The organism is Nonomuraea sp. NPDC050383 (assembly GCF_044459125.1).
Classification (GTDB): Bacteria; Actinomycetota; Actinomycetes; order Streptosporangiales; family Streptosporangiaceae; genus Nonomuraea.
This window is the reverse complement of sequence record NZ_JBITIP010000003.1, coordinates 313,211-326,381: the sequence shown is the minus strand read 5'-3', so window position 1 is coordinate 326,381 and position 13,171 is coordinate 313,211. Positions and strand designations below refer to the sequence as shown.

Below are 13,171 nucleotides of genomic sequence, written 5' to 3'. Positions count from 1 at the left end.
GGCATTGCGCGCGTGCCTCGAACGGGGCTTGTCACCGGCTGACGGCGATGGTCAACTCTTAGGAAGCTTTACTTATTTATTTCCCGTTCCCAGGGAGCGCACAGATGAGGAGCCTGGCCTGGGCGCTCGCCCCGCTGCTCGCCGCGCTCGCCGTGCTGGGCCCCGCGGGGTGCGGGAGCGCGCCGCCCGCCGGTGATCCGGTGAACGCCCAGGATGTGATGTTCACGCAGATGATGATCCCGCATCACCGGCAGGGCATCGAGATCGCCAGGCTGGGCGCCGCCCGCGGCCGGACGCCGGAGCTGCGCACGCTGGCGTCGGCCGTCGCGGCCACGCAGCAGGACGAGGTCGAGATGATGCTGCGCTGGCTGCACGCCTGGGAGCAGCCGCTCGCCGCACCCTCCGGGGCGCACGACCATCACGGCGGGCTGCCCGCGACCGACCGCCGGCAGATCGCGGCGCTGGAGGGGTCACGCGCGTTCGAGCGGGACTTCCTCACCCTGCTCATCGCCCACCAGGACGACGCGGTCCGGATGGCCGGGGTGGAAGTGGCCGGTGGGGCGGACCCCGAGGTCAAGCGCTGGGCCGAGCGGGTGCGCGAGTCCCGCCGGGCCCAGATCGCCCAGATGAGGGACCTGCTCCGCCGCTGACCCGGTTCGCGAAGTCACGGCGTGGGTACGAAGCGAAAATCCTCATAGACTCCAGTGCCGTTAAGTGATTAGATCACTTGATATGTCCGAGGTTGTGCGGCCGACCCTGTCCGACGCTCTGACCGAGCGCATGCTGGAGCTCATCCACACCGGCGGGCTCCGGCCGGGCGACCGGCTGCCCTCGACCAGGGAGCTGTCCCAGCGCTTCGCCGTCACCACCCCGACACTGCGTGAGGCGCTTCGCAGGCTTGAGGCCACCGGGGCCGTCGAGATGCGGCACGGCTCCGGCATCTACGTCGGAGCCGACATCGAGCGGGTCGTCCTGCCCAACCCCAACATGCGCGAGCTGGACGGCGAGCAGCTCGTGGAGCTGCTCGGCGCCCGCGTCGTCATCGAGCCGCCGCTGGCCGCCATGGCGGCCCGGCGGGCGGCGAGCGGTCGCGGCGGCCAGCTGGCCGTGCTGGAGCGCGTGCTGGACGAGGCCGCCCGGCATCTGCGCGGTGAGGACGCCGAGCTGCACGAGACCAACATGACCTTCCACCGGGCGACCGCGCGGCTGGCCGGCAACGGCGTGCTGCACGAGATCGTCGACTCGCTGCTCACGGTCCACGGGGCCGAGCAGCGGGCGATCCTGCAGATCTTCGACGACCGCCGCCGGGACTACGAGGAGCACCGGGCGATCCTGGAGGCCATCGTCGCCGGCGACGCCGCGGCGGCCGAGGAGCGCATGCGGGCCCACCTCGTCGACGTCAAGACCGTAGTTGAGCAGAGGTTGCACCACCCCCCCAAGTGAAACAAGGAGGCCGGGGCATGATCCGGTCACGCATGGCCACGCTCGGCGTAGCCGCCCTCTTCCTCGCCGCCTGTGGCGGCACCGGCGCCGGGACCCAGCAGAAGAAGACCGAGCTGACGCTGTACAACGACAAGGGCGCCTGGAGCAAGTACTTCGACGAGATGGGCGCGCTGTCGAAGCAGAAGATCGGCCTGGGCATGAAGCCGACGGGCTACACCGACTCGGCGCAGTACCAGGCGTTCATCAAGGCGTCGTTCCGCACCAACGTCAAGCCGGACCTGTTCACCTGGCAGACCGGGGGGATGCTGGAGGAGATCGTCAAGCAGAAGCAGGTGGCCGACACCACGGCCGTCTGGCAGGAGGCGATCAAGGCCGGCGACCTGTCGCAGGACCTCGCGCCGTACTACACGATCGACGGCAAGCAGTACTGCGTGCCGATGAACGTCGCCTACTGGGGGATGTTCTACAACAAGAAGCTCTTCGACCAGCACGGCCTCAAGCCGCCGACCACGTGGGACGAGCTGGTCGGTGCCGCCGCCACGCTGAAGAAGGCCGGCGTCACGCCCTTCTACCACACCAGCGTGCTGTTCTCCTTCGTCTGGTTCGAGCAGCTCATGGCCGGCAGCGACCCCGACCTGTACGACCGCCTGTCCACCGGCAAGGCCAAGTACACCGACCCCGGTGTGGTCCAGGTGATGGAGAAGTGGAAGCAGCTCATCGACGCCGGATACTTCGTGAACCCCGGTGACAAGACGGACCCGGGCGACGTGATGAAGAACGGCAAGGCCGCGATGATCTCGTTCGGCACCTGGTTCAACACCAGCATGACCCAGCGGAGCATGAAGGCGGGCACCGACTACGGCTTCTTCGTGATCCCCAACGTCAACCCCTCCCTCCCCAAGACCTCCGTGATCTTCGAGAGCGGCCCGCTCTGCTCGCTGGCCAAGGCCGCCGACCCCGACGCCAGCACGAAGTACCTCAGGTGGTGGACCACCCCCGAGGCCCAGCAGAAGTGGGCCGGCAGCCGCGGCGACGTGAGCGCCAACCCCAAGGTCGTGATCGACGACGAGGCGCTCGGGCAGATCACCAAGGACGCGGGCAGCGGCAAGTACCGCCTGGTCAACCGCTACTTCGAGGCCACGCCGCCGCCCGTCCTGACCGCCGCCCTCGACGGCTTCGGCAAGTTCGTCACCGAGCCCGGCACGTACAAGGAGGTGCTGGAGACGATCCAGAAGGAGGCCGACGAGTACTGGAGCACCCACCAGTGACCACCCGTGCTCCCATTCTCGGGCGGTTCCGGCACGGGTACGTGGCGCCCGCGGCCCTGCTGGTCGCGGGGCTGCTCTACGCCCCGTTCGTGTGGACCGCGTACCTGAGCCTCACCCGCTACGACGGCCTGGCGCCGCCCGAGTGGGTCGGCGCGGCCAACTTCGCCAAGCTCTTCGACGACCCCGCGCTGCTGACCTCGCTGCGCAACACGCTGCTGTGGGTGCTCGGCACGATGGTGCTGCCGGTCGGCCTCGGCCTGCTGGTGGCCGTCCTGTCCCACGACATCAGGGGCGGCGCGTGGTACCGGGTGCCGTTCATGCTCCCGTACGCGCTCAGCGGCGCCGGGCTCGCCCTGGTGTGGAGCCCGATCCTGTCCCACGGCGGCGTCGCCAACCTGCTGCTCGGCGTGGACACGGCGTTCCTGCAGCAGGCGCCGGCCAACACGCTGGCCATGCTGCTGGTGTGGACCTGGCAGCAGCTCGGTGTCAACACGCTGCTGTTCGTGGTGGGCCTCCAGTCGATCCCCAAGGAGCCGATCGAGGCGGCCCGGCTCGACGGAGCGTCGGGATGGCGGCTGTTCCGGCACATCACCTGGCCGCTGATGCGCCCGCTGACCGCCGTGGTCGTGGGGCTGGCGTTGGTGGCCAGCCTGAAGACGTTCGACATCGTCTGGGTGATGACCCAGGGCGGGCCGGGGCGCAACTCCGAGACGCTCGCGGTGACCATGTACAAGGAGACGTTCGTGGCCAGCGACTACGGCTACGGCTCCGCGGTGGCGGTCATGCTGACCGTCGTCACCGGCCTGGCCTCGTACCTCTACCTGAAAAGGCAGGTCCGATGATCCGGCGGGCGGTGCTCATCGTGCTGGGGCTGATCTGGCTGGGCCCCACGTACCTGCTGCTGGTCAACGCCTCCCGCCCGGCCGCGTCGTACGACCCGGCGACGGCCTGGGCGCCGCCGGGCGACTTCGCGCTGTTCGCCAACTTCGCGGCCGCGCTCGACAAGGCGGACCTGGGCGCGAGCCTGGCCAGCACCGCGCTCTACAGCGTGGTGTCGCCGCTGCTCGGCGTCGTCATCGGGGCGCTGGCCGGGTACACCATCGTGGTGCTCCGGCTGCGTCACGGGTTCTGGTGGTTCCTGCTCATCTTCGGCGGGACGGTGTTCCCGTCGCAGATGCTGCTGGTGCCGCTCTTCGTCGGCTACAGCGACGCCGGCCTGTACGACAGCCGGGCCGGCATGATCCTCATCTACACGGCCATCAACGTCCCCCTGGCCGCGTTCGTGCTGCGCAACTACTACAGCGGCGTGGCGTTCTCGATCTTCGAGGCCGCCCGGATGGACGGCGCGTCCACCTTCCGCATCTTCTGGCGCGTCTACCTGCCGATCTCGACCAGCGCGCTCGCCGCCGTGTTCATCCTCGAGTTCACCTTCATCTGGAACGACCTGATCTTCGGTCTGACCCTGTCCACGACCGAGAGCGTGCGGCCCGTGATGACCGCGCTCGCCGGCCTGATGACGGACGTCTACGCGGGCACCCCCGTGCCCGTGGGGCTGGCCGCGGGCCTCATGTGCTCGCTGCCGACGGTCGTGCTGTTCCTCGCCACCCAGCGCCTCTTCGCCCGAGGCCTGTCCCTAGGGAGTGTCTGAATTGACCAGCCGGTTGCTGCAGCGGAGCCTGGGCTCCCCGGACTACGACGGGATCAGGCAGGCGCTGCGCAACGACACCTCGACCCCCGTCATCGAGCTGCGGGGGCTGGAGGTGCGGGTCGCGGTCCTGCCGCTGTTCACGCACGACGGCCGCCAGGCGGTCCGGGTGTCGAGCACGCGGCCGCTGACGCACGTGCTGGTCGGGGCCGACAGCGCCACCGGCTCCGACGTCACGCTGCTCGTGCCCGAGGTGTCCGCGCCGCGCACGTTCACGCTGGAGTCACGCGACGACGAGGGGCTCGTCGGGTCCGCGCTGATCACCGTGACGCCGCAGCGCAAGTGGAGCGTGTTCGTCGTCCACCACTCCCACCTGGACATCGGCTACACCGACCCGCAGGGCACGGTGCTCCGCCACCACCTCGAATACCTCGACGCGGCGGTCCGCCTGGCCGGCGAGACCGCCTCCTGGCCCGACGACGCGAAGTTCCGCTGGACGGTCGAGTCGTCGATGCCGGCGCTGAAGTGGCTCGCCGCCCGGCCCGCCGAGCAGGTCGAGGCGTTCGCCGCGCTGGCCCGCGAGGGGATCATCGAGGTGACCGCCCTGCCGTTCCAGCTCCACACCGAGGCGTGCTCGACCGAGGAGCTCTACCGGCAGCTCCGCTTCACCTCCGAGCTGCACGACCGGTACGGCTTCGCCACGCGCTCGGCCATGCACACCGACGTCCCCGGCGCCGTCGTCGGCCTGGTCGACGCGCTCGACGCGGCGGGGGTGCGCTACCTCGCCGCGGCCCACAACTGGGCCGGGCGGTCCGTGCCGTACCTGCACGGCGGCGACAAGCTGACCCGGCCGTTCCGGTGGCGGGCGCCCAGCGGCAACGAGCTGCTGGTCTGGTTCACCGACACCCCCCACGGCATGGCCTACATGGAGGGCAACACGGTCGGGCTGACCGACTCCTACGAGCTGGCCGACGACCTGCTGCCGCGCTACCTGGCCGCGCTGGCCTCGCGCGGGTACCCGTACGGGCCGGGCACGTTCGGCTGGCAGGGGCCGGACGCGCCCCGGGAGCCGTACGAGCTGGACGTGCTGCACCTGCGCGTGCAGGGCGCGCACGCCGACAATGCCGGCCCGTCGATCGTGCCCGCCGCGATTGCCCGGACCTGGAACGAGAACTGGGCGTACCCGCGCCTGCGCTCGGCGGTCAACAGCGACTTCTTCGAGCACGTCGAGGAGCGCTACCTCGACCGGCTGGCCGTCCACGAGGGCGACTGGACCGACTGGTGGGCCGACGGGCTCGGCTCGGGCGCGCGCCCGCTCGGCTACGTGCGGCGGGCGCAGTCGGCGCTGCGCGCCGCCGAGACCCTGCACACGCTCGCCGGGGCGGACGCCACCGCGAGCATCGACGAGGCGTACGACAAGGTGGCGCTGTTCAACGAGCACACCTGGGGCGCCGCGAACCCGTGGGAGGACGCCGAGGAGGCGGGCGACTCCGGCGGCCTGCAGTGGACCCGCAAGTCGTCGGGCGCCTACGACGCCCAGGACGACGCGGCCGACCTGCTGCACGCCGCCGTCCGCCGCTTCGGCGCGGCCCTGTCCGGCGAGGGCGACCTCCCGGACGGCACCCTGGCGTCGTTCGCGGTGTTCAACCCGGCGACGCGGGCCCGCACCGACCTCGTCCGGGCGTTCCTGCCGCGCGACGTGGTCGCGGCCGACGTGCCGATCGCGCTGGTGGACGCCCGGACCGGCGAGACGCTCGCCCACCACGAGGAGTACGTCCACCCCGACGACTGGCCCACCCGGCCGATCGGGCGGCACCTGCATGCGGTGGTGCCCGACGTCCCCGGCCACGGCTACGCCCGGATCGACGTGGTCAGGAGCGAGAGCCAGGCGGCCGAGCCGGTCGAGCCTGACCTGGGCGGGGTCATCGAGAACGAGTTCTACCGGGTGACGTACGACGTCCGCGAGGGCTACATCGGCTCGATCTTCGACAAGGTCGCCGGCCGGGAGCTGGTCAACCGGGACGCGGCTGCCGGGTTCGGCCAGTACGTCTACGACCGCTACGCCACCGCCCCGCACTTCAACCACCTGTCCGGGCACGTGGGCGCGCACGACCGCACCCTGCTCGGCGACCGTGCCATCGGCCGGAACGCCACCGTCGTCAAGGCCCAGCGCACCGCCGTGACCGAGCGGCTGGTCGTGGAGCTCCAGGGCAAGGGCGTGGACTGGCTGCGCACCACGATCGAGCTGCACCGCGGCGTCCCCCGGCTGGACCTGACCTACCAGCTCGCCAAGCAGGGCACCCCGGCGAAGGAGGCGGTCTTCCTGGCCTTCCCGTTCGCCGCCGGCAAGGCGACCGCCTGGGAGCTGACCGGCGGCGTCGGCGGGCCGGACGTGCCCCAGGTGCCCGGCTCGGCCGCGTACATGCTGCCCATCCGGCACTGGATCGCCTTCGACGACCCCGAGCTGACCGTCGCCTGGGCCACGCTGGAGGCGCCGCTGGTGCAGCTCGGCACCATCCACATGCCGTACGCGCCGTTCCCGCCGACGCTGGAGCAGGAGGACGGCACGGTGTACTCCTGGGCGCTCAACAACATCTGGGACACCAACTTCCCGGCGCAGCAGCAGGGCGAGACCACGTTCCGCTACGCGGTCATGTCCGAGGCGGGCGCCGAGGGCAGGCGGCTGGGCGCGCTCGCGGCCTCCGGGCTGACCGAGCCGTTCGCGGGCGTGCTGGTCACCGGCCCGTCGGGCGACAGCGTCCGGTCGTACGCGTCGGTGGACCATCCCGACGTGCTGGTCACCTCGATCGGGCAGGCGGGGGCCGAGCGGGTCGTCCGGCTCCAGTCGCTGGCCGCCGAGCCGGTCGAGGTCACGCTCACCCTGCCCGGGCTGCGCTCCGCACGGGTCAGCGCCGGGCTGGAGCGCGGGCGCGAACCCGCCGAGGTGGCGGGCGAATCGGTCAAGGTACGGCTGCCCGCGTGCGGGGTGGCCGCGGTCTGGGGGACGTGCGCGTGAAGATCGTTGACATCCGGGCCACCACGGTCGCCGTACCGCTGGAGGCGCCGCTGCGGCACAGCAACGGCGCCCACTGGGGGCGGTTCGTCCGGACGCTCGTCGAGGTCGAGGCCGACGACGGGCTCGTCGGGCTGGGCGAGATGGGCGGGGGAGGCGAGAGCGCCGAGGCGGCCTTCCGGGCGCTCCTGCCGTACCTGAAGGGTCACGACCCGTTCCAGCTCGAAGCGCTCCGCTTCAAGATCGCTAATCCGACGGCGTCGCTCTACAACAACCGCACCCAGCTCCTCGCCGCCATCGAGTTCGCCTGCCTCGACCTCGTCGGGCAGCGGCTCGGCGTGCCGGTCAGCGAGCTGCTGGGCGGCCGCATCCGCGACGCCGTGCCGTTCGCGTCGTACCTGTTCTTCCGGTACGCGGCCGAGGGACACCCCGAGATTCGCACGCCCGGCCAGCTCGTCGCGCACGCGCGGGACCTGAAGGAGGCGCACGGGTTCACCGTCCACAAGCTCAAGGGCGGCGTGTTCCCGCCGGACCACGAGCTGGAGTGCTACCGGGCGCTGGCCGACGCCTTCCCCGGCGACCGGCTGCGCTACGACCCCAACGCGGTGCTGTCGCTGGCCGAGGGGCTGCGCTTCGGCCGGGCCATCGAGGGGCTGAACAACGACTACCTGGAGGACCCCGTCTGGGGCCTGGAGGGGCTGCGGGCCGTGCGCGAGCAGGTCCGGGTGCCGCTCGCCACGAACACCGTCGTCGTCAACTTCGAGCAGCTCGCCTCCAACGTGCTGCGCCGCGCCGCCGACGTGGTCCTGCTCGACACCACCTTCTGGGGCGGCATCCGGCCGTGCGTGAAGGCGGCCGGGGTGTGCGAGACGTTCCAGCTCGGCATCGCCGTCCACTCCTCCGGGGAGCTGGGCGTCCAGCTCGCCACCATGCTGCACCTCGGCGCGGTGCTGCCCAACCTCACGTACGCGGCCGACGCCCACTACCACCAGCTCCGCGACGACGTCATCGAGGGCGGCCCGCTGCCCTACGCGGACGGCGCCATCGCGGTGCCCACCGGGCCGGGGCTCGGCGTGCGGCTGGACCGGGAGAAGGTGCAGCGCTACGCCGAGCTCTACCGCGAGCTGGGCGGCTACCCCTACGACCGGGACCCGGGCCGGCCCGGCTGGTACGCCCAGGTGCCCAACGACCGCTTCGCCGACCCGGACGTCTCCCTGGAGGTCCCCCTCTAGCCTCTCGCTCCCACGGCTGTCTCCCTTGCACGATCCGGCATGTCATAGCGGGCCGTGTGCTACAGGTCACGATAAGTTACCGATCAAGGAGACTCACCTTCGAGGTCCTCGGGGAGACAGCTGTGGGGACGATCACTCGCGTGGCCGGTGCCCTGGCCGCGGCCACGACGTTCACCCTCGCGCTGCCGGCGGCGTCCGCGCTGGCGGGCCCGGACGGAGGCTGCGGCAAGGGGGTGGTGTGCCTGTACGCGTACTACGGCTACAACTACGACGGGGCCTACCCGCGCGACCTGTGGCGCGACTTCGCCGCCGACGAGCCGTACCTCGGTGACGATCTGTGGTCCGAGGGCAGGAAGGGGCTGGAGAGCGGGCGGCGGGTGGACGACGACAGCAGCTCCGTCAAGAACCACGCCGGCTGCGACGTCGTCCTCTGGCAGAACCCCTTCTACACCGGCGCCCACAGCACGTTCGCGGACGGCCGCGCCGACCCCTTCCTGGGCGGCAGCGAGGTCGGCAACAACACCGCGAGCTCCCTCAGCATCTGGTGCGTGTGACCGGATGGGGCGGGGCCGGTTTCCGGATCGGGCCTCCGGAGACCGGCCGCCGCGGACCCTCCCGCGCCCCGGCGGCCCTCGGCGCGCTCCTGAGCGCCGTGGCCTGCACGACCGTGGCCTGCGCCGCCGCCCCACCGCCGCCACCCGGTGTGCCCGTGGTGGATCGGCCGGTCACGGATGAGCCGGTCAGGGATGGGCCGGTCGCGGGCGCTGACGGGCCGGCGCACCCGGTGACCCGGGTCGCCGACCTCGTGCTGCCGTTCGACGCCTACCGCCCCACGCCGGGCCAGCGAGCCCTGATGGCGCGCACCCGTGCCGCGCTCCTCGCCCGCTGCATGCACCGCCGTGGTCACGCCGTCTCACCGCCCCGCCCGGACGCCGCCGCCGTCGCCGCCGCGGACCCGGGCAACAGCCGCCGGTACGGCGTCGCGGACCCCGGCCGGGCCCGCCGCCGCGGCTACCACCTGCCCCCCTCCGGGCCGTCCGGCACGGCCTGGGACTCCGGCCTGAGCCGCTCCGCCCGCCGCGACCTCGACGGTGCCCCGGGCCACCCGGGCTGCGCCGAGCGCGCCACGGCCCTGCTGTCCGGGCCCGCACCGGCGAACCCCGCCACGGCGGACGCCGGACCCGCGGACTGGCAGTGGCTGGCGCTCCAGGACGCGCGGACGGTCGAGCAGGCCGCCCGGCACCCCGCCGTCATCGAGGCCGCCGCCCGCTGGAGGGCCTGCATGGAGCGCGCCGGCCATCCCTACCCGTCACCGGAGGCGGCCATCGCCGACCCCCGCTGGGACCTGCGCTCCGACGCCGTCACGGCGCCGGAGCGGCGGACCGCGACGGCCGACACGGCCTGCAAGTGGTCCTCGGGGCTGGTGAGCGCCTGGTACGCCGCCGACGCCGCGGCGCAGCGCGCCGTCATCGCGGCCGAGCCCGCCCGGTTCGCGGCCCTCCGCGACGACCTGCGCGCCCGCCTGGCCCTCGCCGCCGGCCCGGCCGGCGCGGTCTTAGAACGCTGACGCCCGCGCCGCCGGGGCGGCGGCGCGCGGGCGTGGTCAGTCAGGAAGGGCGGCCGGGTTCCGCGCCAGCAGGCCGCCGTCCACCCGGTGCTCCGCGCCGGTGATGAACGACGAACGGGGGCTCGCCAGGAACGCCACCAGCTCGGCCACCTCCTCAGCCCGCGCCACCCGGCCGAGAGGGTGGGCGCGGCCCCACTGGGCCACCTGCTCCTCCTGCGACAGCGGTCCCCGCCACAGGTCGGCCGCCCAGCGCAGCATCGGCGTGTCCACCGAGCCGGGGCACACCACGTTCGCCCGGATGCCGTCGGCCGCGTGATCGAGCGCCATCGCCCTGGTCAGGCCGTTCAGGGCGGCCTTGCTCGCGGTGTAGGCGGCCACCTGCGCCTGCGAGGCGAACGCCTGCACCGACGACATCACCACGATCGACCCGCCGCCGCGCGCCCGCAGCCGGGGGACGGCCGCCTTGCAGGTGAGGTAGACGCCCTTGAGGTTGATGTCCAGGACCTCGTCCCAGACGTCCTCCGGGGTGTCCTCGACCGTGCCGTACCTCTGCACGCCCGCGCACGTCACCACGATGTCCAGCCCGCCGTACCTGGCGACCGCCAGGTCCACCAGGTCACGCATGTCGCCGGCCCGGCGCACGTCGGCGACGACGCCCGTCACGTGCTCGGTGTCGAGTGCCGCGTCCTTGTCCGCGCCGCAGAACACCACGGACGCGCCGCCGTCGGCCAGCCGGTCCACCACCGCGCGCCCGATTCCCATCGAGCCGCCGGTGACCAGGGCCACCTTCCCGTTGAACTCGCTCACGCGAGGACCTCCACCCGCATCGTCAGCGTTCTCGTCTCACGTGGTCCCAGGGTGAGCGCCGTGCCGTTGGCCACGGCCCGCTCCAGCCCGTCGGTCGGCATGCCGGCGAACGGCTCCAGCCCGACGGTGTAGGCGCGTCCCCACCAGGGGTAGCCGGCCGACGCGCCGACCTCCTGCCACATCCACAGGTACGGCAGAACCTCCGCGTCCCACTCGACGCGCAGCCCCACCTCGCCGGCGATCTCGTACCATCCTTCGGCGAACCCCGTCAGGTACACGATGTCGCTGGGCGCCCCGCGCTCCGGCACCACGCTCAGGTCGGTCTCGCCGCCGCCGTCGGCCGGCACGACCGGCCACGTCCACGGCCCTCCCGGCTTGACCCGGCGTCCGAGGGGGTTGATGGCGCTGTCGTGCGGGATCACGGTGACGCCGTCCGGCAGCCGGATCCGCGCGCCCGGCCGCAGGAACGGCCGGCCGTACACGATGTGCTGTCCCCACATCGCGTGCAGCTCCACGTCGGACTCGTTGGTCACGCGCCCCTCGGTCTCCAGCGCGGCCGTCCCGGCCCGCAGCCGGAACGTCTTCTCCACCAGGTACGGCAGGCGCCGGGTCCGCACGCTCAGCCGCACCGCGACCTCCTCCTCGGAGTCGGCCGTGATCTCGCAGTCCCAGGGCAGGCCGGCCACCTCGCCGTGCTGGGCCAGCCGCGCCCCCCGGTACTCGCAGGGCGCGCCGCCGTTGGGGAAGACCTCCTGCCATCCGCCCTCGTAGTGGTCGACGAACTGGGCGACGTCGTCGGCGGCACCCTGGAGGTGGTGGGCCGGGTCGCGCAGGCCCTGCGGCGAGAGCCAGACGAAGTCGGTGTCGGTGGGCTTGTGCAGGAACTCCACCACGTCACCGCCCTTGCCGGGCACCACGGTCACGCGGAGCCGCTCGTTCTCCAGCACGACCGCCCGCAGCCCGTCGAGGGTGACGGACCGCAGGCGCGCCGCCCAGTTGCGTCTCATCCGAAGCTCACGTCGATGAAGCGGGGCCGGTAGATCGACGAGTCGCGGTAATGGTCGGTGTTCACGAAGCTGTTGACGTTGTAGGACACGACCAGTCCCTTACCCGAGACCTCGGGGTGGGCGTGGGCGTTGTAGGTGAAGATGTTCCCGCCGGTCTCGGGGGTCGTGTAGACGTGCTGCTTGCCGGTGAACGGCCCGACCGGCGAGCACGAGGAGTAGGCCACGATGTTCGCGCTCAGCGCCTCGGTCGTGTCGTGGGTGATGAGCACGTAGCCGTCGCCGACCTTGGTGACGCTGTACTCGTTGGCCACGCCGCTCATGACGCGGGCCGAGTCGCTCTCGTCTGCCGACCAGCTGCCGTCGGCCTTCAGGTACTCCCAGGCGCCGAGCAGGCTCTGCCCCTTGACCCGGGCGACGTGCATGTACTTGGGCGAGCCGAGGTCCTCCACCCCGTAGACGTAGGTGTAGCCGCCGTCCTTGAGGGTGGCCGAGGCCCACGCGACCCCGTGCCCGGAGGGCAGGTCGTGGACGCTGAGCGGCCGGTCCAGCCGGCCGGGGGCGAACCTGGCGACCACGTTGCGGTGCCAGCGCCAGTCCCACGCGCCGGTGCCGTAGCGCTCGTACTCCTGGTAGGTCACCTCGACGACGCCCCCGGCCAGGGTGGCGTCACCGGCCCAGTACCAGTGCTTGTCGTCGCGTGGCGGCATCACCGCGACGGGCTTGTCGGGGGTGCCGGCGTGGATCGTGGACAGCCGGCCGCCGTTCTCGACGGCGAAGCTGTTGTTGAGGAAGACGGTGGTGCCGCCCTCCTCGACGACCGGCGGCCGGGAGCCGTCGGAGTTGATCGTGCCGAGGAACGTGTCGGAGAAGATCCACAGCTCGCGCCCGCTGGGCAGGCGCAGCGAGTAGGTGCCGTCGGCGCCGGTCCAGTCGTCGAGCCGGCTGTTGTCGTTGCCGTACGCGGTGAACAGGCTCGTCAGCCGGGCGTCGATCGAGGCGCCCTTGACGGACGGCGCGCACGCGGCGGCGGCGCCGAGCGGGGCGGCGGACCGCTCGGCGGAGACCGTCGGCACCGGTTTCGGCGGTGCGGCCGTGGCCTGGGAGGGCAGTGCGGTGAGGCCGAGGATCGTGGCGGCCAGGGGGACAAGGGCAGTGCGGAATCGCGTCATGGCACGTCCTTAGGGGGATT

12 protein-coding genes are annotated in these 13,171 nt (G+C 72.2%); 9 read left to right on the top strand and 3 right to left on the bottom strand.

Features of this window, described 5'->3' with window-relative positions; translation table 11 throughout:
- The first annotated feature begins 104 nt into the window (after nucleotides 1–104).
- The 9 genes from ACIBG4_RS09805 to ACIBG4_RS09765 all read left to right on the top strand — a co-directional run bounded on the left by ACIBG4_RS09805 (nucleotide 105) and on the right by ACIBG4_RS09765 (nucleotide 10,168).
- Nucleotides 105–650 (top strand): DUF305 domain-containing protein, encoded by a 546-nt coding sequence (locus tag ACIBG4_RS09805; RefSeq protein WP_397201472.1) that lies wholly within the window; start codon nucleotides 105–107, stop codon nucleotides 648–650.
- Nucleotides 651–732: 82 nt separating this feature from the next.
- Nucleotides 733–1,443, top strand: a complete 711-nt coding sequence (locus ACIBG4_RS09800) for a FadR/GntR family transcriptional regulator (protein WP_397201471.1) — start codon at nucleotides 733–735, stop codon at nucleotides 1,441–1,443.
- Nucleotides 1,444–1,460: 17 nt separating this feature from the next.
- Nucleotides 1,461–2,711, top strand: coding sequence for an ABC transporter substrate-binding protein (locus ACIBG4_RS09795; RefSeq protein ID WP_397201470.1), 1,251 nt, complete (start codon nucleotides 1,461–1,463; stop codon nucleotides 2,709–2,711).
- Nucleotides 2,708–3,553, top strand: a complete 846-nt coding sequence (locus ACIBG4_RS09790) for a sugar ABC transporter permease (protein WP_310708008.1) — start codon at nucleotides 2,708–2,710, stop codon at nucleotides 3,551–3,553. Before ACIBG4_RS09795 ends, ACIBG4_RS09790 begins: the two co-directional genes overlap by 4 nt.
- Nucleotides 3,550–4,359 (top strand): carbohydrate ABC transporter permease, encoded by an 810-nt coding sequence (locus ACIBG4_RS09785; RefSeq protein WP_310708009.1) that lies wholly within the window; start codon nucleotides 3,550–3,552, stop codon nucleotides 4,357–4,359. Before ACIBG4_RS09790 ends, ACIBG4_RS09785 begins: the two co-directional genes overlap by 4 nt.
- Nucleotide 4,360: 1 nt before the next feature.
- Entirely contained in the window at nucleotides 4,361–7,372 is a 3,012-nt protein-coding gene (locus tag ACIBG4_RS09780) for a hypothetical protein (protein WP_397201469.1), read from the top strand.
- The gene (locus tag ACIBG4_RS09775) at nucleotides 7,369–8,601 is read left to right on the top strand and encodes an enolase C-terminal domain-like protein (RefSeq protein ID WP_397201468.1); all 1,233 of its coding nucleotides are present in this window, start codon (nucleotides 7,369–7,371) and stop codon (nucleotides 8,599–8,601) included. Before ACIBG4_RS09780 ends, ACIBG4_RS09775 begins: the two co-directional genes overlap by 4 nt.
- Before the next feature lie 122 nt (nucleotides 8,602–8,723).
- Entirely contained in the window at nucleotides 8,724–9,155 is a 432-nt protein-coding gene (locus tag ACIBG4_RS09770) for a hypothetical protein (protein WP_397201467.1), read from the top strand.
- Entirely contained in the window at nucleotides 9,152–10,168 is a 1,017-nt protein-coding gene (locus tag ACIBG4_RS09765) for a hypothetical protein (protein WP_397201466.1), read from the top strand. Before ACIBG4_RS09770 ends, ACIBG4_RS09765 begins: the two co-directional genes overlap by 4 nt.
- 36 nt (nucleotides 10,169–10,204) lie before the next feature.
- Here ACIBG4_RS09765 and ACIBG4_RS09760 read toward each other — a convergent pair whose 3' ends face one another.
- Genes ACIBG4_RS09760 through ACIBG4_RS09750 form a run of 3 tightly spaced genes read right to left on the bottom strand, consistent with a single transcriptional unit; the run spans nucleotide 10,205 to nucleotide 13,151 of the window.
- Nucleotides 10,205–10,975, bottom strand: coding sequence for an SDR family oxidoreductase (locus ACIBG4_RS09760; RefSeq protein WP_310708014.1), 771 nt, complete (start codon nucleotides 10,973–10,975; stop codon nucleotides 10,205–10,207).
- Entirely contained in the window at nucleotides 10,972–11,982 is a 1,011-nt protein-coding gene (locus ACIBG4_RS09755; RefSeq protein ID WP_310708015.1) for a DUF4432 family protein, read from the bottom strand. The genes ACIBG4_RS09760 and ACIBG4_RS09755 overlap by 4 nt, the downstream gene beginning before the upstream one ends.
- Nucleotides 11,979–13,151: a DUF4185 domain-containing protein gene (locus tag ACIBG4_RS09750; protein WP_397201465.1), complete on the bottom strand. Its 1,173-nt coding sequence runs from the start codon at nucleotides 13,149–13,151 to the stop codon at nucleotides 11,979–11,981. Before ACIBG4_RS09750 ends, ACIBG4_RS09755 begins: the two co-directional genes overlap by 4 nt.
- Nucleotides 13,152–13,171: the final 20 nt, after the last annotated feature.